This is a genomic window from Mycobacterium sp. 236(2023) (assembly GCF_029623955.1).
GTDB lineage: Bacteria > Actinomycetota > Actinomycetes > Mycobacteriales > Mycobacteriaceae > Mycobacterium.
This window is the reverse complement of record NZ_JARSBP010000006.1, coordinates 371,695-389,761: the sequence shown is the minus strand read 5'-3', so window position 1 is coordinate 389,761 and position 18,067 is coordinate 371,695. Positions and strand designations below refer to the sequence as shown.

20 protein-coding genes are annotated in these 18,067 nt (G+C 67.0%); 13 read left to right on the top strand and 7 right to left on the bottom strand.

The features are described from left to right. The first annotated feature begins 5 nt into the window (after positions 1-5). From P9A17_RS24795 to P9A17_RS24780, 4 genes are read left to right on the top strand one after another with little or no spacing between them, the layout of a single operon-like run. A complete protein-coding gene (locus P9A17_RS24795; RefSeq protein ID WP_278041397.1) occupies positions 6-1,991 on the top strand; it encodes a biotin carboxylase N-terminal domain-containing protein in 1,986 nt (661 codons plus the stop codon). Next, complete coding sequence (locus tag P9A17_RS24790) at positions 1,988-3,148, top strand: acyl-CoA dehydrogenase family protein (protein ID WP_278041396.1); 1,161 nt, start codon at positions 1,988-1,990, stop codon at positions 3,146-3,148. Before P9A17_RS24795 ends, P9A17_RS24790 begins: the two co-directional genes overlap by 4 nt. Beyond that, a complete protein-coding gene (locus P9A17_RS24785; protein ID WP_278041395.1) occupies positions 3,148-3,639 on the top strand; it encodes a MaoC family dehydratase in 492 nt (163 codons plus the stop codon). The genes P9A17_RS24790 and P9A17_RS24785 overlap by 1 nt, the downstream gene beginning before the upstream one ends. Beyond that, positions 3,636-4,439 carry a CoA ester lyase gene (locus tag P9A17_RS24780; protein ID WP_278041394.1) on the top strand — a complete coding sequence of 268 codons (804 nt, stop codon included), beginning with the start codon at positions 3,636-3,638 and terminating at the stop codon, positions 4,437-4,439. The genes P9A17_RS24785 and P9A17_RS24780 overlap by 4 nt, the downstream gene beginning before the upstream one ends. A gap of 1 nt (position 4,440) precedes the next feature. Here the strand turns inward: P9A17_RS24780 and P9A17_RS24775 are convergent, their stop codons facing one another. Continuing rightward, complete coding sequence (locus tag P9A17_RS24775; RefSeq protein ID WP_278041393.1) at positions 4,441-5,193, bottom strand: enoyl-CoA hydratase; 753 nt, start codon at positions 5,191-5,193, stop codon at positions 4,441-4,443. A 4-nt stretch (positions 5,194-5,197) separates the two neighbouring features. Further along, complete coding sequence (locus P9A17_RS24770) at positions 5,198-5,962, bottom strand: hypothetical protein (protein WP_278041392.1); 765 nt, start codon at positions 5,960-5,962, stop codon at positions 5,198-5,200. Positions 5,963-6,021: 59 nt separating this feature from the next. On the opposite strand from P9A17_RS24770, the gene P9A17_RS24765 reads away from it, so the two are divergent. Further along, positions 6,022-7,137: an acyl-CoA dehydrogenase family protein gene (locus P9A17_RS24765; RefSeq protein ID WP_278041391.1), complete on the top strand. Its 1,116-nt coding sequence runs from the start codon at positions 6,022-6,024 to the stop codon at positions 7,135-7,137. A 3-nt stretch (positions 7,138-7,140) separates the two neighbouring features. On the opposite strand, the gene P9A17_RS24760 is transcribed toward P9A17_RS24765, so the two are convergent. The 5 genes from P9A17_RS24760 to P9A17_RS24740 form a co-directional block, all read right to left on the bottom strand. Further along, on the bottom strand, positions 7,141-7,974 hold the full coding sequence (locus tag P9A17_RS24760) for an IclR family transcriptional regulator (RefSeq protein ID WP_278041390.1): 834 nt from the start codon (positions 7,972-7,974) through the stop codon (positions 7,141-7,143). A 104-nt stretch (positions 7,975-8,078) separates the two neighbouring features. Further along, a complete protein-coding gene (locus tag P9A17_RS24755; protein ID WP_278041389.1) occupies positions 8,079-9,431 on the bottom strand; it encodes a histidine phosphatase family protein in 1,353 nt (450 codons plus the stop codon). 98 nt (positions 9,432-9,529) lie between these two features. After that, positions 9,530-10,285: an acyl-ACP thioesterase domain-containing protein gene (locus tag P9A17_RS24750; protein WP_278041388.1), complete on the bottom strand. Its 756-nt coding sequence runs from the start codon at positions 10,283-10,285 to the stop codon at positions 9,530-9,532. 6 nt (positions 10,286-10,291) lie between these two features. Next, positions 10,292-10,891, bottom strand: a complete 600-nt coding sequence (locus P9A17_RS24745) for a class I SAM-dependent methyltransferase (protein ID WP_278041387.1) — start codon at positions 10,889-10,891, stop codon at positions 10,292-10,294. A 62-nt stretch (positions 10,892-10,953) separates the two neighbouring features. Continuing rightward, entirely contained in the window at positions 10,954-11,364 is a 411-nt protein-coding gene (locus P9A17_RS24740) for a nuclear transport factor 2 family protein (protein ID WP_278041386.1), read from the bottom strand. Positions 11,365-11,442: 78 nt separating this feature from the next. Here P9A17_RS24740 and P9A17_RS24735 point away from each other — a divergent pair, with 78 nt between their 5' ends. From P9A17_RS24735 to P9A17_RS24700, 8 genes are all read left to right on the top strand, one after another. Next, on the top strand, positions 11,443-12,207 hold the full coding sequence (locus P9A17_RS24735; protein ID WP_278041385.1) for a TetR/AcrR family transcriptional regulator C-terminal domain-containing protein: 765 nt from the start codon (positions 11,443-11,445) through the stop codon (positions 12,205-12,207). 32 nt (positions 12,208-12,239) lie between these two features. Then, on the top strand, positions 12,240-13,097 hold the full coding sequence (locus P9A17_RS24730) for an alpha/beta hydrolase (protein WP_278041384.1): 858 nt from the start codon (positions 12,240-12,242) through the stop codon (positions 13,095-13,097). A 281-nt stretch (positions 13,098-13,378) separates the two neighbouring features. Then, positions 13,379-14,557, top strand: a complete 1,179-nt coding sequence (locus P9A17_RS24725) for a site-specific integrase (protein WP_278041383.1) — start codon at positions 13,379-13,381, stop codon at positions 14,555-14,557. A gap of 271 nt (positions 14,558-14,828) precedes the next feature. Beyond that, the gene (locus tag P9A17_RS24720) at positions 14,829-15,053 is read left to right on the top strand and encodes a DNA-binding protein (protein ID WP_278041382.1); all 225 of its coding nucleotides are present in this window, start codon (positions 14,829-14,831) and stop codon (positions 15,051-15,053) included. Further along, positions 15,050-15,280 carry a hypothetical protein gene (locus tag P9A17_RS24715; RefSeq protein ID WP_278041381.1) on the top strand — a complete coding sequence of 77 codons (231 nt, stop codon included), beginning with the start codon at positions 15,050-15,052 and terminating at the stop codon, positions 15,278-15,280. Before P9A17_RS24720 ends, P9A17_RS24715 begins: the two co-directional genes overlap by 4 nt. Positions 15,281-15,366: 86 nt before the next feature. After that, a complete protein-coding gene (locus P9A17_RS24710; RefSeq protein WP_278041380.1) occupies positions 15,367-17,010 on the top strand; it encodes a YfjI family protein in 1,644 nt (547 codons plus the stop codon). Between the two features lie 360 nt (positions 17,011-17,370). Then, entirely contained in the window at positions 17,371-17,598 is a 228-nt protein-coding gene (locus tag P9A17_RS24705; RefSeq protein ID WP_278041379.1) for a hypothetical protein, read from the top strand. Positions 17,599-17,602: 4 nt separating this feature from the next. Further along, entirely contained in the window at positions 17,603-17,857 is a 255-nt protein-coding gene (locus P9A17_RS24700; protein WP_278041378.1) for a hypothetical protein, read from the top strand. Positions 17,858-18,067 lie beyond the last annotated feature (210 nt).

Here is an 18,067-nt window from a genome sequence, read left to right as displayed (position 1 = left end):
GACTGGTGACTTTCGATACGGTTCTCGTTGCCAATCGCGGGGAAATCGCGGTCCGGGTCATCCGCACGTTGCGCGCCATGGGCATCCGCTCCGTCGCGGTCTTCAGTGACGCCGACGCCGGTGCCCGGCACGTGGCGGAGGCCGACGTGGCGGTACGCATCGGTCCTGCACCCGCACGGCAGAGCTATCTGTCGGTAGAGGCACTGCTCGATGCCATTCGTCGCACAGGCGCTCAGGCTGTTCATCCGGGTTACGGATTCCTCTCCGAGAACGCCCAATTCGCCGATGCCCTCAAAACGGCCGGGGTGGCGTTCATCGGCCCGCCCGTGACCGCCATTCAGACCATGGGCGACAAGATCTCGGCTAAAGCAGCGGTTTCCGCATTCGGCGTCCCAGTGGTTCCGGGCATTTCGCGGCCCGGCCTCACCGACGACGACCTCATCGCGGGTGCACCGGAGGTCGGCTTCCCGGTGCTGGTGAAACCGTCAGCAGGCGGCGGTGGCAAGGGCATGCGGGTCGTACATGATGCCGCAGAGCTGCCTGCGGCGCTGGCGTCCGCGCGGCGCGAGGCCGCGTCGGCGTTCGGGGATGACACGTTGTTCCTGGAGCGGTTCGTGTTGAACCCCAGGCACATCGAGGTGCAGGTACTCGCCGACAACCACGGCAACGTCGTGCACCTCGGTGAACGAGAATGCAGCCTGCAGCGTCGCCATCAGAAGGTCATCGAGGAAGCGCCGTCGCCCCTGCTCGATCCGCAGACGCGCGCCCGGATCGGTGCCGCCGCCTGCGACACCGCCCGCAGCGTCGATTACACCGGTGCCGGCACGGTCGAGTTCATCGTCTCCGCCGACCGACCCGACGAATTCTTCTTCATGGAGATGAATACCCGTCTGCAGGTGGAACATCCCGTCACCGAGATGGTCACCGGCTTGGATCTGGTGGAGTTGCAGGTGCGCGTCGCGGCGGGGGAGAAGCTGCCGATCGCCCAGAGTGACATCGTGCTTGACGGGCACGCCATCGAGGCCCGCGTGTACGCGGAGGACCCCGCACGCGGGTTCCTGCCGACCGGTGGCGACGTCATCGGATTGCGCGAGGCCGCGGGGACAGGTATCCGGGTGGACTCCGGGCTGGCCCGGGGCACCGTCGTCGGCAGCGACTACGACCCGATGCTGGCCAAGGTGATTGCGCACGCCGATGACCGGTCCGCAGCACTGCGGGCACTCGATGCTGCGCTGGCCGACACCGCGGTGCTCGGGGTGACCACGAATGTCGAATTCCTGCGTTTCCTGCTCGCCGATCCCGATGTGGTGGCGGGAGATCTGGACACCGGGCTGCTCGACCGCCGGCTGCCGGACTTCGCCCCCGCCGCGCCGTCCGACGACGACCTGATCGCCGCGGCCGCCTACCGATGGTTGCGGTCGTGGCCTGCGACGCCCGGTGACCCGTGGGCAGTCCCCTCCGGGTGGCGCATCGCCGGCCGCGCGCCCACGTCGTTCCGGCTCAGTGCCGGGGAACGCACCGACCACGTGTGGCTCACCGGGCGACCCGGTGACGCGACGGTCGCCGTAGAAGGTGGCGAAACGCGCACGCTGGCTGCATCTTTGGCCGGCGAGACACTGACGGTCACGATCGACGGGTTACGCACCGAACACGCGGTCGCCGAAACCGGTGGGCAGGTGTGGCTGGCAGGCCATGGCCGTGTGGTGATGGTCGAAGAGGTGCGCGAAGCCCCGGTGCGTCCCGATGACGAGCTCAGCGGTGACGCCGAGCTGACCAGCCCGATGCCGGGCGCGGTCGTCGCCGTCGGTGTCGAGGACGGGGCCACGGTGACGGCGGGGACCGTCGTGGTCACGGTCGAGGCGATGAAGATGGAGCACGCGCTGTCGGCACCCGTCGACGGGGTCGTCGAACTGTTGGTCGGCGCGGGCGAACAGGTGAAGGTGGGTCAGGTGCTGGCCCGGATAACGGCAACCAAGGAGCCGCAAGCATGAGCGATTTTCTCGCGACGGGCACCCTGCCCGACCACTACGAGCAGCTGGCCAAGACGGTGCGCGATTTCGCCCAGAGCGTCGTCGCACCGGTGGCCGCCAAACACGACGAAGAGCATTCCTTCCCCTACGAGGTTGTCGCGGGAATGGCGGAGATGGGGCTGTTCGGCCTGCCGTTCCCCGAAGAGTACGGCGGTATGGGCGGCGACTACTTTGCGTTGTGCCTCGCGCTCGAGGAACTCGGCAAGGTCGACCAGAGCGTCGCGATCACGCTGGAGGCCGGGGTGTCGCTCGGCGCGATGCCGGTGTACCGGTTCGGCAACGAAGACCAGAAGCAGGAGTGGTTGCCGCTCTTGGCTTCCGGTAAGGCGCTCGGCGCGTTCGGTCTCACCGAGGCGGGTGGCGGAAGTGACGCCGGCGCAACGAAGACCACCGCGAAATCGGACGGGTCGAGCTGGATCATCAATGGCTCCAAGCAGTTCATCACGAACTCCGGCACCGACATCACCAAGCTCGTCACCGTCACGGCCGTGACCGGGGAGCGCGACGGCAAGAAGGAGATCTCGTCGATCCTGGTGCCCGTGCCCACTGAGGGTTTCACCGCCGAACCCGCCTACAACAAGGTCGGCTGGAACGCCTCGGACACCCATCCGCTGAGCTTCGACGACGTGCGCGTGCCGCAGGAGAACCTCCTCGGGGAACGCGGCCGCGGCTACGCGAACTTCCTGCGCATCCTCGACGAGGGCCGCATCGCGATCGCGGCGCTGTCGGTGGGTGCGGCGCAGGGCTGCGTGGACGAGAGCGTCAAGTATGCCAAGGAGCGGGAGGCGTTCGGACGCAAGATCGGCACCAACCAGGCCATCGCGTTCAAGATCGCCCGGATGGAGGCCAGGGCACATGTCGCGCGGGCGGCCTATTACGACGCGGCAGCACTCATGTTGTCGGGCAAGCCTTTCAAGAAGCAGGCGGCCATCGCCAAATTGATCTCCAGTGAAGCCGCGATGGACAACGCGCGTGATGCCACGCAGATCTTCGGCGGCTACGGCTTCATGAACGAGTACCCGGTCGCTCGGCACTACCGGGACAGCAAGATTCTCGAAATCGGCGAGGGGACAACAGAAGTGCAGCTGATGCTGATCGGGCGGGAGCTCGGCCTGTAATGACGGAGAAAAAGATCGTCGTTCAGCGGGGCCTGTGGTTCGAGGAGTTCGAAACCGGTGTGCTGTACCAGCACCGGCCCGGTCGTACCATCACCGAAGCTGACAACGTGCTGTTCACGACGCTGACGATGAACACCCAGGCGCTGCATCTGGACGCCGCGTTCTCAGATGCGCTGCCGCCGTTCAACCAGCGTCTGGTCAACTCGATGTTCACGCTGTCCACACTGGTCGGACTGTCCGTCGCGCAGCTGACCCAGGGCACGATCGTCGGCAACCTGGGGTTCGGCGAGGTGGCGTTCCCGAAGCCGCTGTTCCACGGCGACACGCTTTACGCCGAGACCGAGGTGACCGACAAGCGCGAATCCAAGAGCCGTCCCGGCGAGGGGATCGTGACGTTCAGCCACGTCGGCCGTAATCAGCACGGTGACGTGGTGGCGACGGCGTCGCGAAAGACCATGGTGCGCAAGCGACCCGAAGGGGAATCACTGTGAGTCTGGTAGCCGGAACCGCGTGGCTGTTCTGTCCCGCCGACCGGCCGGAGCGCTACGCCAAGGCCGCGGCGGCCGCCGATATCGTCATCCTCGACCTCGAAGACGGTGTCGCGGCCAAGGATCGGGCGGCAGCCCGTGAGGCGTTGGCCCAGACCCCGTTGGACCCGTCGCGCACCGTCGTGCGGGTGAACCCGGTCGGCACCCCCGACCATCCGCTCGACCTGCAGGCGCTGGCCGGGACCCGGTACACGACCGTGATGTTGGCGAAATCAGAACTGCCCGAACAGGTCAGCGCGCTGGCGCCGCTCGACGTGATCGTGCTGATCGAGACACCGCTGGCCGCTTTGAACGTCGTCGAGTTGGCGCGGGTGGACAACACGTACGCGCTGATGTGGGGTGCCGAGGATCTGTTCGCCGCGCTGGGAGGAACGGCCAACCGGTATCCCGACGGCTCCTACCGCGAGGTCGCCCGCCACGTCCGCTCACAGACACTGTTGGCGGCCAAGGCTTTCGGACGCCTCGTGCTGGACTCGGTGTTCCTCGACATCAAGAATCTCGACGGGCTGCGCGACGAGACCGACGACGCCGTGGCCGTCGGATTCGACGGCAAGGTCGCGATCCATCCGACACAGGTGGCAGTGATCCGCGACGGCTACGCGCCCACCGACGAGGAAGCCGACTGGGCGCGGCGTGTGCTGGCCGCCGCCCGCGACGAGCGCGGCGTCTTCCAGTTCGAAGGCCAGATGGTGGACATGCCCGTGCTGCGGCGTGCCGAGCGGATCGTCGCGCTGGCCACCTAGCTCACTTGCGTTTGGCCGCGGCCAGGCGGGCCGCGAACTCCGGCGACTCGATCGACGCTGCCTGCGGGCCGATCTCGATGTCGACGGCCAGCCGGTGCTGTTCGGTATCCACGGTGCCCGGATTGGCGGTGGCCCGCATCGAGGCCTTCGTCGCGACGACGACCTCCCTCGGAGCGCTCGCGGGACCGGCCGCCAGAGCCCGCGCCGTGGCCACCGGATCATCGGCGACCTCAAGGGCGAGACCGTGACGCACCGCCGCTTCGGCGTCGAAACGCATCCCGAACAGCAGCGAGGCGCGGGCGACCTGCGGACCGACGATCCGCTGCAACATCCAGGTGGCACCGCCGCCGGGGTGGATGCCGAGCTTCTGGAAACGCGGATCGAACATGGCGGCCGTGCCCGCGATACGGACGTCGGCGGCCAACGCCAGGTTGAGGCCGGCACCGACCGCGGCGCCGTTGACGGCAGCGATCGTCGGCAGCGTGCAGTCGGCAACCGCGAGGAAGCCGTCGTAGATGACCCTCAGTCCGTCCTCGGCAGCCTCACCGAGAGCGGTGAGGTCCGCGCCCGCGCAGAACGCCTTGCCCGCCCCGGTGACGATCACGGCGTGCACACCCGGGTCTGCCTCGACCGCGTCGACCGCGGCTCGCAGCGCCGCCGAGATCTCCGCGGTCACCGCGTTGCGCCGGTCGGGATCGTTGATGGTGATGAGCGCGACGCGGTCCTCGACCTGCGTCAGTACAAGATCGGACACCCGGTCAGCCTAACTGCGTGGAAAGTCCGTCCAGCACGCGAACGGCTAGGCGGCTGCCGAGGTCGACCTCACGCCACCGCAGCGTGACCGGATGCGAGGCATCGAGGGCGTGCCTGCTGTGCTCGAGGAGCCGGTCGGCAGCAGCGCGCGCCCTCGCGATGGCCTGCCGGTACGAAGACAACTCGGTGATCTGCAGCCGCGCCGCATCGATGTCGGAAGCGGCAGCGGCGACCTGTGCCGCCACCGCATCGGTGATCGCGTCGGAGGACGACGCCAGCTGTGTACGCAGCCGTTCGACATGGCTGTGCCACAGGCCATTGGCGGAGCCCACGACGACGGCGGCCGCCCCGGCCGCCGCGAGGACGCCCGCGTCCGCGCCGCCACCGACAATCCGTGTGGGATCAACCGCGAGGTCGGTGACGGTCACGTCGGCGACGCCCGCTCCATCCAGGGCGGCATAGCCCCCGGTCGCCTCGATCGTGGCGTCCTTGCGGGAAACCAGCACACGGTGCGCCATCGTGTCCCGTGCGGGCAGGATCAGCCAGTGTGCCTGCCGGGCCCCCACGACACCGGGCCACCGACCTGTCAGCCGTCCCGCGTCGAGATGACCGCGGCCGTGATGGCATGCGACGACACTTCGGGGATACTCGCCGACCTCGAGGACGCCGAGATCAGACACGAGGGTCTGCCAGGCCCGTGAGCTGTCGGTTGCGGCGAGATCGAGTATGCGCGAAACGAACTCGCGAACGTCGAGCCCGGTGTGGGCCATATGTACCTTCCCGAACGGCGGTAGATGGTAAGCATGATCGTGGCACGGAGAGAGCGGCGGTGAGGGCAAGTCCGTCGCCGGAGTCCGTCCTCGCCGCGGTCAGGGACCTTCTGCCGGCCATTGCCGCGTCGGCGTCCGACGTCGATCGGCGCGGGGCCGTCGACGCCGAGGTGATCGGCCTCCTGCAGGACGCAGGTTACTTCGCATTGCTGCAACCACCGGCCTTCGGTGGCCTTGGCGCAGACCCCGACGTGTATCTGACCGCGACACGCGAACTTTCGTGGGCCTGCACGTCGACGGGCTGGCTGGCGGGGTGGCTCGGCCTGAACAGCTGGGGTCTGTCGATCCGCGACGAGCGCGTGCTGCGCGACATCTGGGGTGCCGATCCGCACGCGCTGCTCTGCTCGTCCTATGCGCCGACCGGGCGTCTGCACCGCGTCGAGGGCGGGTTCACACTGTCGGGCCGATGGAGCCGATGCACCGGCGCCCACCACTCGACGTGGCTGAGCGCGGCGGCGCTGCGCATCGGTTCGGACGGCGCGGCCCAGGATTTTCTCGCCGTCCTGGTTCCGAGATCCGACTATGTCGTCGAATCGACATGGAATGGCCTGGGTCTGAGGGGGATCGGCGCGGACGACGTCTTCGTCTCCGGCGCATTCGTCCCCAACCACCGGACCTTCAGCTGGTTGCACACGGAGCAGAACGCCGACGCCACCGCGCTCGACAGGCTCCCGCAGCCCACCGTCTTCACGCTGGCCGGCACCATGCCGCTGCTCGGCGCGGCCCAACGCGCACTGGAGATCTGCTCTCCGGCAGCTGATTCGGATCCTCTGGGCGCGACTGCGATGTCGGCCGCCGATATCGTCTTGTCGCTCATGCAGATCCGGCGCAACGTGGCCGACCTTGTAGCCTGCGTGCGCGCAGGCGGCTACCCGGATGCCGAGTTGGTGTTGCGAACGCGGCGGGATCAGGTGATGGCGTGCGACCGCGCGGTGCGCGCCGTCAGGACAGCTGTCTACGGCGTGGCGGACGACGAGGTCGATGGACAAGTGCTCGAACGGGTCTGGCGCGATGTGCAGACCGCCCGCAAGCACGTGGCCAGCAATGTGGAACAGGTACTTGCCGTGGCCGGCCGATATGCGTTGGGGCTCAACGTTGACGACCTGATCTGGTAGCGGTCACACCCAGTCGTCGGACGACAACGTCCGCAGTACCCGGGACAGCATGTCGTCGGTGACGGCGGCAAGGGCCCCCGGTGCGACGCGGCCGCCGATCCTTTCCGCGATACCGCGCGCGGCCCTCGTGACAAACGGAGCGGTCCGCCTCAGGTGCTGAGCGGGTGCGGCACCGGTGAGCGAGAGGCCCGCGAGGACGCCGTCCGGGACACGGATGGGCGCGGCGATACTCGCCAGCCCCACCGCGAGCTCCTGGTCGTCGTAGGCAAGACCATGCCGGGACCGGATGCGCGCCAGCTCCTGATGCAGTGTGGGTAGGTCGGCGATCGTCGCCGGGGTGCTCTTGCGGAGCGGCTCGCGAAGGAGAGCATCCACGTCTTCGCCAGGCAACAGCGCCAGCATCGCCTTGCCGAGTGCGCTCGCATGCGCCGGGGTGCGATCCGCGACACCGGCAGGCACCGCGACACCCCCGGCGGAACCCGAAACCCGGTCCAGATAAACGACATCCGTGCCCACCAGCACGGCAAGGTGGACGACGAGTGCGGTGTCGGAATGCAAGCGTTCGAGCACCGGCGCCGCCGCTCCCCGCAGCGCGGAATGATCCCCGGTGCGCGTCGTCGTCAACGGTGACGCCGCCAACCGGTATCCGTCAGGCAGGTGTTGCAGCAGACCGGCCGAGTGCAGCTGGGTGAGAATCCTGTGTACGGACGAGCGGGGCAACCCGGCGCGGGCGGCCACCTGATCGAGGCGCAGCACCTCGCCCGCGCGGTCGAACGCCCCGAGGATCAGCGCGACGCGGTCCACCATCGACGTCGGTGCGTCAGCGGGTACAGCCACCTCGTCACGGTAGGGCCGCCGCGGCGCCGGTGACAGTGCTTTGCCGACATGCAAGATCGGCCCCTTCCCGGGTGGGGAAGGGGCCGACCGTCAGCGTGCGTCTCTCATGCGGCGTCGCGCTGAGAGTCACCGCCGCCCTCACCGGAGTCGGTGTCACTCGCATCGGAGGTGTCCGAATCAGCCGTGCTGGCGTCGTCGGTGTCCGAGTCCTCCGACACATCGCTCACGGTGTCGGTGTCCTGATCGGCCTCGTCCTCCGTGTCGACAACCGCGTCTTCTTCCTCCTCGAGCTTCGCGACGTCGTCGTCCTCGGTCGACGCCGATTCCCTCGTGGCTGAACGCTTCGACAGCGGCTCGTCACTGACCTCTGGTTCGGACGCGGACTCACTGACTGCCGGCGACGCGTCCTCCGCCACGGTCTCGACCGAGGCAGACACCGTCGCGGCCGACACCGCCGGGGCCTCGGTGGCCGGTGGTGCGAACTTCTTGCTTAGATCGCTGATCACCTTCGCCTGGATCGCGCGGTGATACTTCGCGAACGAGAGCTTCGCATCGGCGACGCTGCGGTTGAATGCCGTTGCGATCGTCGCAAAGTCCCGTGATTCGAAGGAGTCGAAGAACTGCTGACCGCTGGCCGCGAGTTGACGGTTCAGCGTCCGCCACTGACGGCGGATCTCGGCGCTCAGGGTCGGCTCGGGGCTGAAGAGCTTGCCGTTCCAGTTGACGAGCGTCCAGCCGTCCTCGCCGTTGCCTTCGATGATCACGTAGTTGGTGTTGCTCAACGGCGCCGTCCTGAGCAGGTCGATCTTCTCGGCCGCGGTGAGGTTCTGCACGTTCATCATCGTCCAGAACATGATGGCGCCGCCGTGGGAGAAGATGACCGGGTTCCGGTCGCCGTTGTCGTAGATCGTCTGCAGGGCACCGTCGACACGCGCGTCGAACTCGTTGCCGTCGATCGACTGAGGGATGCGCAGATCACGATTGCCCTGGATGGCCCAGGCAAGGGGATAGAGCCCGTATCCGCTCTGCGCCTGGCTCTCGGGGGTGCCTTCGAAGACGCCCGCCTCGATCTCCTGCAGACCGGGCAGCACCTGGATCGGCAGCCCGAGGTACTGCGACATCGGCGCCGCCGTCAGCTGGGTACGCACCATCGTGGACGCGTAGACGGCGTCATAGTTGTTGTCGCCCAACGTGCCGACGATCGCTTGCGACTGCAGCTGACCCGTCGGTGTCAGCACAGGACCCGGCGTCGACGTGTCGATCAAACCCGACGCGTTGCCCGCCGACTGACCGTGCCGCACGAAGGTGACTCTCATCAGCTCGGCGGCGGCAGCGGGAACTGCCGCGCCGAGCAGGAGCGCAAGAGCCGTCAGGGCCACGCCGAAGCCACGCCACAGTGCACTCCGGCGTCGCTCTGGCGCACGCTTCGTTGCGTGCGGTCCGGACGCATCGTTCATGGAAAAGTTCCTCCCGCCGTTAATAAAGACAGGGCTCACGGTGAACGGCGGGTGAACGCGGAACAATGCGAAGTCTCACTCACCGAGACTTCGCGGGGCTATAGCGTCTTCACCAAGGCCGCAGCCCGCACCTCGCCGTCGACGGTCAGCGCGAGGTGAACTTCTGCGTCGCGTCGCAGCCATCGAATGACGACGTCCTCGCCGTACTTGATGGGCTTGCGGTATTCGATCACGGCGCGATAGGGCGGTGTGCACGCCTCGGGGACGAGCGCCATGACCTCGTGGATCGCGTGCCAGTACGCGGTGTTGGTGACATGTTCAAAGAGGTCGATATCGGTGCGGCGCAGCGTGAACGGTATCTGCTCGTCGGTGTCGGCGGGATTGTCCAGCCAGGGCCGCCATTTCAGCCGGTACTCGTCGGTCGTCGTCGAGAACTTCTCGATGAGCGTGTCCGTCGCCCGTTGCGGCGTCAGCGTTTTCGCGTTGATGGCGATCCAGAACCCCTCGGTTTCGATGCGCCCGCCGTCGCTGCCCACGAGGTCGACACGCATCGTGCACCACCGTGTCGACAACGCCGAGCACCACCGGCTGAACGAGACCTCGTTGGGGAATTCGATCGGCTCGATGACATCGATGACCGTGCGTTGGACAAGCCAGTGCGGGTGGTCCTCGGCTTCGCCGGCATCGACGAGGTTCTCGGCGCCGACCTCCTGGATGTAGCGGGCCACGCCGTCGAGTCGCAGGGTCAGGTCACTGCCGATGTCGCCGGTGGCCGCCCGCCACTCCGTGCGGTACACGTAACCGGATTCCGGCTGTACGGCCAGGCGACGGTCGACGTCTTCGGAAGCCATCATCGTGGGTCAGCCTACGGTTCGGCGCCACCGCAGCAGGTATCGGTAGTAGAGCCCGCGCCGCACGTCGGCTCCGGGGATCACGTCGCCTGCGACACTGCGGATCTCTCGAAGGTCCTCGCGCGGATCTGTCATGACGACCCCGATGTCCGGGGTTTCGTCGTGCAGCCGCGATCCGATGCGCACGGCAGGAAGACAGAGCGCGGCCCAAACCCAATCCGCCGCAGTCTTGTTCGCGCTGAGACCGACGATCGCGATCTCGCCGGACGGCCGCAACAACTCCCGCGCCTTGTGCAGCGCGGCGCGCAGGCCCATGTGGTGGATCGTCGCGACGAACGTGATCAGGTCGAACCGCGCGTCGCCCGCGTCGTAGGCGTCGAAAGTGTCCTCGGCGAGCGAAACGTTCGTCGTGGTGGAGAGCCGAGCCCGGGCACGATGCATCGCGGCCGGGTCGGCGTCGATGCCGGTGACCGATCGCGATACCGGGGCGAGGCGCTCGGCCAGCAGGCCGTCACCGCACCCGACGTCGAGCACGTCACCCCGGTGCTGTGCGGCGATTCTCCTCAGCCAGGGATGGTAGCCCGTGTTGTGGTTCCAGTACTCGGCCATGCCATAACTCTGCCAGCATGGGCGAACGTGCAGTTGGCTGGGCGCTGAATGCCTGGGCCAGGCTAGAACTCGCCCCAGCCGCCCTGCACCATCGTCTGGAACTTCCACGCTCCGCCGGCCTTCACCAGCAGGTCGCCGTAGCGCACCGCCTGGCTGAACTCACCCGCGGTGATGGTCGCGTCGGTGATCACGAACACCAGGTTCTCGTTGATGAAATGCGGCGTGCGCACCGAATTCATGGAGACCTCCCCGGATCCGCCGAGCTGCTCGGTCATCTGCGCGACGAACTTGTCGCGGTCGCAGGACGCCGCGAAGCCGTCGGTGACCTCGTTGAGCGGGAACATCGCCTGATCGGCCATGGCCTCGATGTCCTTGCCGACCGCCAGTGCGTCGTAGCGATCGAACCAGGCGAGGACGTCCTGGACGTCGCTCGGCGAGGGGGCGAAACCACCGTGTGCAGGTCTGGGCACCATTCGATCTCCTTAGGGCAAATTCCATACATCGTACATTGTACAGTGTACGTAACTGTCGTGACGGGCTAGGATCGCCCTGTGGACAGAAGCAGCGCCGGGGACCCGGTGCGCACTCTGGAACTGCTGTGGCGGGCGCCGGGGGACGCCCAGGCGGGCCGCGGACCGAAACAACGCACATCGGTGGACGCGGTCGTCGCCGCAGCCATCGAGATCGCCGACGCCGACGGACTCGCGTCGCTCACCATTCGGGCGGTCGCGGCGAAACTTGGCATCGCGCCGATGGCCACCTACACGTACGTCCCGGGCAAGGCGGAACTTCTCGACCTGATGCTCGATTCGGTCCACCTGCAGATGCCACGCACCGATCTGTCTGGAATGACTTGGAGGGAAAGGGTTTCCGTAGTCGCCGCGGAGAACCGCGCCATGCTCGAAGCGCATCCGTGGGTGGTCCAACTCGCGAGCACCCGCCCAGCCCTGGGGCCCGGCACGACGGCGAAGTACGAACACGAGCTACGTGCATTCGACGGACTCGGTCTCACCGACCTCGATATGGACTCGGCGTTGACGTACGTACTCGGGTTCGTCGCATCGGTCGCGCGGATCGCCATCGACACCCGTGCCGCCCAGCAGGACAGTGGGATGAACGATCACACGTGGTGGGAGCGGGCGGAGCCGCTGTTGGCCACGGTGTTGAACGCCGAACGGTTTCCGCTCGCGGTGCGCGTGGGTACGGCCGCGGGTCACGCGCACGACAGCGCGTACAGCGCTACACACGCCTACGAGTTCGGCCTGGCCCGGGTGCTGGACGGACTTGCCCCAGTGATTGAGGGCACATCGAGGTAGGTGCAGGCCGTCATCGTGGGTAAGCGCGGGTCATGACTGCGATCACCGCCTACCGTGGCCCGCTCCGAACCACGGACCTGCACGTCAACGACACCGGAGGCGACGGCCGCCCCGTCGTGCTGATCCACGGATGGCCGCTGACGAGCGACTCCTGGTCGCCGCAGGTCGACGTCCTGCGCGATGCCGGCTACCGGGTCATCACCTACGACCGTCGCGGGTTCGGACGTAGCGACAAACCACTGATCGGATACACGTATGAGAGCCTGTCGGACGACCTGTCCGCGCTGCTGGAGGAACTCGACCTGCGCGACGTGACCCTGGTCGGGTTCTCGATGGGCGGCGGCGAGATCGCCAGCTACTGCGCGCGTAAGGGTGTCGAACGGATCCACAGCGCGGTGTTCGCCGCGTCCGTGACGCCGTTCATGTCCGCCCGCAAGGACAACCCGGAAGGCCCGCTCGGTGCGCTGCAGGCCGCGAAGATGGCGACGGCGCTGACGTCGAACCAGGAGACGTTCTGCGACGAGCTGATGACCGACGTCTTCTCCGTCGACGGCGAGCTCGTCGTCACCGAGGAGCAGCGTCAGTGGGCGCTCGGGATGTGTGGCGAAGCGAGCAAGGCGGCAGCCCTGGCGTGTCTGGCGGCCTTCGGCGGAACGGACTTCCGCGAAGACCTGCCCAAGGTGACGGTGCCGAGCCTCGTCATCCACGGCGACAGCGACGCGACCGTGCCGTTCGAAGGCTCTGGCCGGCGCACCTACGAGATGCTTCCCGACAGCCGGCTGCACATCATCGCCGGTGGACCGCACGGCATCACGGTCAGCCACGCCGACGAATTCAACGAGGTGCTGCTGGGCTTCCTGGCGAAGACGTTCGAGCCGGCCGGCGTCTAGAAGGCTTCGCCTTCCATCGAGTGTGCGGTGAGGGCGGCGATATCGCCGATTCGCCGCCCTGGACGCACACTCGACGCGTCCCCGGAACGGAAAGCGCCCCCGGCAGGGATCGAATTAGCCGGACAGGGCCGCGCAATACCATCGTTCACCTCGCCGAACGGGTCAATACTGCCAACTAGCTGCACTGACGCCTGTTTTGATCTGTGAGGTTCTGTTGGAGTGCGTTAGGGTCACTGTTGTGCACGGGTTGTGCAGAATCTAGGTGAACCGAGGGGCTCCCGATGGCGGCACGCAAGGCGACGAAACAGGCACCTCCGAAACGGCTGTCGTTCGGTCGTGCCCGTCAGGAGCGTTCGGGGCGGTGGTCTGCGGGCTACAACCATCACGGGGTTCTCCACCGCGCCCTAGCGACGTTCCCGACGAAGCAGGCCGCGACCTCATGGCTCGACGCCGAGGAACACCTGATCGAGCTGGACCGGCTGACGCCGGGCACCTGGTCGCCGCCCGCCGAACGCGCAGCCAAGCGGCAAGCTGAGAAGCTGACTCTTCGGGCGTACTCCAAGACCTGGCTGGCCAACAAGACCAAGCTCGCCCGGCGCACCCGTGACCTGTATCAGTCCCAGCTCGACAACTTGATCCTCCCCGTCCTCGGAGACCTGGGACTGACGGAGGTCACCCCGGAGCATGTGCGGTCGTGGTTCGCCGGGCTGGGCAACGAGCACGAGACCCGCAACGCACAGGCGTATGGGGTGCTGAACGGAGTGTTCAACACCGCCCTGTCCGACGACCTGATCGACAAGAACCCGTGTCGCATCCGCGGCGCTGGCAGCGTGAAGCACGCCAGGCGCAGCGTGATCCTGCTCGACGCCGCACAACTGACGGAGCTGGCAGCCGCGATGCCTATGGAGCTTCGGCTGACGGTCCTGCTCGCCGGGTGGTGTGGTCTGCGCAAGGGCGAGGTGTTCGCGCTTCGGCGTTGCGACGTGACCGCGGACGGGTCCGTCGTCAGCGTCGAGCGGGCGGTGACGTATCGAGAGCAACGATTCGAGGCGGGGCCGACGAAAACCCGCGAGAGCAAGCGGGTCGTCAGCGTCCCCCCGCATATTCGGCCCGACGTCCTGGAACACCTCAAGCACCACGTCGGTAAGGGCAAAGAGGATCTGCTGTTCACCGATCCGGCTACGGGTAGCTTTCACGGCGAATGGAACTTCCGGGGCCACTGGGACACCGCCCGCAAGATGATCGGGCAACCCGAGCTACATTTCCACGATCTGCGCCACGCGGCAGGCGTGATGGCCGCTCAGACCGGCGCGACGCTGCGCGAGCTGATGGACCGGTTGGGCCACACCTCGCCGAACATGAGCATGCGCTACCAGCACACCGCGGAGGGCCGGGCCGACGCCCTGGCTGACCGCCTCTCGGCGCTAGCCGTGACTAACCCTCCTATGTCGGGTAACTAACCTTATTGCGCCACAGGCCAATTCATCGCCATAGGTTCTCGCCTGTTCTCGATCATCGTGTACTGTCCACTGTGACGGCGCGCAATGGCTCAGAGTGGCGAGCGGCGCGAAGTCTCCGGGTAGCAGCCCCGTATGGGCGGCAATCCGGATTCCACGGCTAGGAGAGTCCGGGCGCGAAGAGCGGACCGCAGCGGGGCAGCTAGAGACGTTGGCCACGGCGTCGGCTCAGGTACGCCCGCAGAAACCGACCGATTACCTCGGAGTTTCTGCGATGGCCACAACCACAGCCCCGATCAGTCCCAAGTACGTTCAAATGCGTGCCGCCGTGATCTACACGGGCTTGAGTGAATTCACCCTGCGAGACAAGGCGCTCAAGGGCGACCTGCCCGCCTACCGCGCCAGCGATAAGCCGGGTTCGGTCTACCTGTTTAAGCTCAGCGACCTGGACGCGCTGATGAAACCCGTTATTCCCGCGGCGATTACGGCCAGCCGATGATCCCCGAGACTCTGGGCCACCGCGTCGAGTTCAGCGATGGCTACGTAGCGCCGATCATTGCGTGGAGCGTCAACGGCAGACCGATGATCGTCGCCGATGGTGAGCTGACGGAAGTGGACAGCGAGCTCTACTGGGGAAGTGCCCTCGATTGGCGTGTTCTGCCGCCGTCCGGGCAGCTCTACGAAATCCGGGACACCTATCTGGCACTCGCACCCGACACCCCCTGAAAACCCTTCGCCCCGCTGGGCTCGGTACGCAACCAAGCGGCCCAGCGGGGCGAGATCAACACAGGTTCCCGAGGAGACAGGAACACATGACGAAGTCTACCGCAAGTTCGCCGCGTCGGGATGGCAAGGGGCGCACCGAAGATGACCCCGATTACAACCCGTTCTCCGGCACCTGGGAGCAGCACGAGCAACGTGGACGCGAGGTTGCCGCGCTGTTCGACGGCGAGCCGATGCCGCTGCGCATCAACGGGTTACCGCCGTTTCCGGTCCCCGATCTGCCGGGTCCGTATGCCGCGATGGTCGATGCGGTCTCCGCGGCGCTACAGGTCGATACCGCGATGGTCGGCCCGATGGCCCTCGGCGCGCTCTCCGCGGCGTGCGGCGGCACCGTGGAGGCCGAAGTGGACCACGATTGGCGTGAGGTGTCCGTCCTGCATTTGGTGACGGTGGCCGAACCTTCGGAGCGCAAGAGCCCGGCGCTCAAGAAGATCATCGAGCCGTTGCACGCCGCGGAGAAGGGCATGGCCGAAGCCGTTGCACCGCGCCGCACCGAGGCGCTGACCCGCAAGCGCATTGCCGATGCCCGCGCCGCCCACGCTGAGCGTGAAGCCGCGAAAGGCAAGCCCCGGCGCAGTGACGACGAGGCTCCCAGCGGCGACCCGTATGCGGGCGTCGATCCCGTCGAGTACGCGGCGAAGCTGGCCGCCGCTGCCGACGAGATCGACGTTCCCGAACTGCCGCGCCTGCTGGCCGACGACGTGACCCCCGAGGCGCTGAACGCACGCCTGGCCGCCAACCGGGGCCGCCTGGCCGTGATCAGCGCCGAGGGCGGCATGTTCGGCACCTTGGCCGGTCGATACTCACGCGGCATGGCCAACCTCGACGCCTGGCTCAAGGGCTACGCGGGCGACCCCATCATCGTGGACCGCCTGGGCCGGGTCGGTGAGGTGATCGACTGCCCCGCGCTGACGGTCTGCCTCACCGTGCAGAACGCCGTGCTGGCCGAGGTGATGGCCGACAAACGATTCCGGGGATTCGGGCTGCATGCGCGGCTGGCGATCTCGCAGCCCCGTTCGATGGTGGGCCACCGCGACCCCGTCCAGAAGGTGTCGGTGCCCGAACATGTCAGCGCCGCCTACGCCGCCGCGCTGACCGACCTGGCGCGGCGACTGCACGAACGCGAGGGCGACCCGGCGGCAGTGAAGTTCAGCCCCGAGGCTCGCACTGAGATTGCCGACATCGAGCGCCGCGTCGAGCGGCGGCTGACCGGCGACGGCGATCTGTCCGGCGATCTCGAAGCGTGGGGCGGTAAGCATGTGGGCCGGGTGATCCGCATTGCCCTGCTGCTGCACATGGCCGCGCACGGTGCAGCAGGTGCCGACATGCTGGTGTCCAGCGAGACGGTCGGTGCCGCGTGGCGCATCGGTGAGTTCTTCGCCGCCCACACCCGTGCGGCGTTCGGCGTCGCGGACACGGGCGGGGTGAAGCTCAGCGACCTGACCGCGTCTTTCGATTATCTGCGCCGCTGCGAGCGTGTGTTCCCACATTCTCCGCTGCGATTGCGCGAGACCTGCGGTAGAGGTCCAAAAGTGCTGCGCCGTAACAGCACTCGTGATCCGGTGCTGGACATGCTGGCTGACTTCAACCTCATCGTGATCGGGCGCAAAGACGGCGCCCGGGTGATCTACGTCCATCCCACAGCCGCAGACCTGCGATGGGAGGCAGCATGACCCCACAGCTCTCGATGCAGCACGACGCAGCACGACGCAGCACGGGCGCAGCATGGGGGCGCAGCATCGCCGAAAGCGCCGCTGAGCTCGGAAAACCCCGAAACGCAGCACGCGCAGCACTATTTCGTGCGAAACGCAGCATGTGCCGCAGCTTCTCCACGGAGGAACATCACGATCTTTGTTTGTTTGACCTGCACTTTTGTGCGTCAGCGAGCGGTGGGACCGCTGTGGATCACCCCAAATCGTGCTGCGCGTGCTGCGTTTCGATCTTCCCGCAGATCAGACCATGTTTTTTCCATGCTGCACGCCGTGCTGCACCAATGCTGCGCCGTGCTGCGTCGAGTGAGAGAGAGGACAGCAGTGACCACAGAGATCGAGGACACGAGCACAGGGTTCCCGGACTACTGCCGGAGCTGTGTCGAACAGTGCGGCTGCGGGCGGTGGGACACGCTCACCGAGCCCGACGAGATCGAGTGGCCGGGGCCGGGGTCGATGCTCACGGCCCGTTATCAGTGCAGCGGTGGCCACGAATGGACGTGCCGCTGGTCGCCGGAACTGCTGGCGCTTCACCCCGAGTTGGAAGGCTAGAGCTATGGAATCGAACACGGATCACCTCGACGCGATGCTCGCGGCGACGGCGCTTGTCGAGGCATACATCCGCGGCGACATCGAGGGCGTCGATGCGGTGCTGTCCGATCAGGACGACCAGGACGCCATCATGTCGTCGCTGTTGTTCATGCTCAAGGACATCCTCACCAAGGTGAGCGGCGGACATCCCGAGAAGGTGCTCGACGGGCTGCGTTCGCGGCTGCTGGCACGCATCTCCGAAGGGGGCGGTGAGCAGTGACCGGCCTGTTGCGTCCGTGTTTGACGTGCGGGGAACCGTGCGACGGCCCCCGCTGCCCGGAGCACGCCAGGCCGTCGAGTCCGAAGGTGTCGGCCCACCAACGTGGTTACGATGCGAGCTGGGCGCGTCTCAGCGCCAGGGCGCGGCGTCTCCAACCCTGGTGTTCGGATTGCCTCGGCACCGACGATCTACAGTGCGACCACACCCCGG

Coding starts and splice junctions, on each gene's coding strand:
- P9A17_RS24790 (WP_278041396.1), top strand. CDS start 1,988: ATGAGCGATTTTCTCGCGACGGGCACCCTGCCCGACCACTACGAGCAG.
- P9A17_RS24785 (WP_278041395.1), top strand. CDS start 3,148: ATGACGGAGAAAAAGATCGTCGTTCAGCGGGGCCTGTGGTTCGAGGAG.
- P9A17_RS24770 (WP_278041392.1), bottom strand. CDS start 5,962: ATGGCCCACACCGGGCTCGACGTTCGCGAGTTCGTTTCGCGCATACTC.
- P9A17_RS24755 (WP_278041389.1), bottom strand. CDS start 9,431: ATGAACGATGCGTCCGGACCGCACGCAACGAAGCGTGCGCCAGAGCGA.
- P9A17_RS24750 (WP_278041388.1), bottom strand. CDS start 10,285: ATGATGGCTTCCGAAGACGTCGACCGTCGCCTGGCCGTACAGCCGGAA.
- P9A17_RS24745 (WP_278041387.1), bottom strand. CDS start 10,891: ATGGCCGAGTACTGGAACCACAACACGGGCTACCATCCCTGGCTGAGG.
- P9A17_RS24740 (WP_278041386.1), bottom strand. CDS start 11,364: ATGGTGCCCAGACCTGCACACGGTGGTTTCGCCCCCTCGCCGAGCGAC.
- P9A17_RS24730 (WP_278041384.1), top strand. CDS start 12,240: ATGACTGCGATCACCGCCTACCGTGGCCCGCTCCGAACCACGGACCTG.
- P9A17_RS24725 (WP_278041383.1), top strand. CDS start 13,379: ATGGCGGCACGCAAGGCGACGAAACAGGCACCTCCGAAACGGCTGTCG.
- P9A17_RS24720 (WP_278041382.1), top strand. CDS start 14,829: ATGGCCACAACCACAGCCCCGATCAGTCCCAAGTACGTTCAAATGCGT.
- P9A17_RS24715 (WP_278041381.1), top strand. CDS start 15,050: ATGATCCCCGAGACTCTGGGCCACCGCGTCGAGTTCAGCGATGGCTAC.
- P9A17_RS24710 (WP_278041380.1), top strand. CDS start 15,367: ATGACGAAGTCTACCGCAAGTTCGCCGCGTCGGGATGGCAAGGGGCGC.
- P9A17_RS24700 (WP_278041378.1), top strand. CDS start 17,603: ATGGAATCGAACACGGATCACCTCGACGCGATGCTCGCGGCGACGGCG.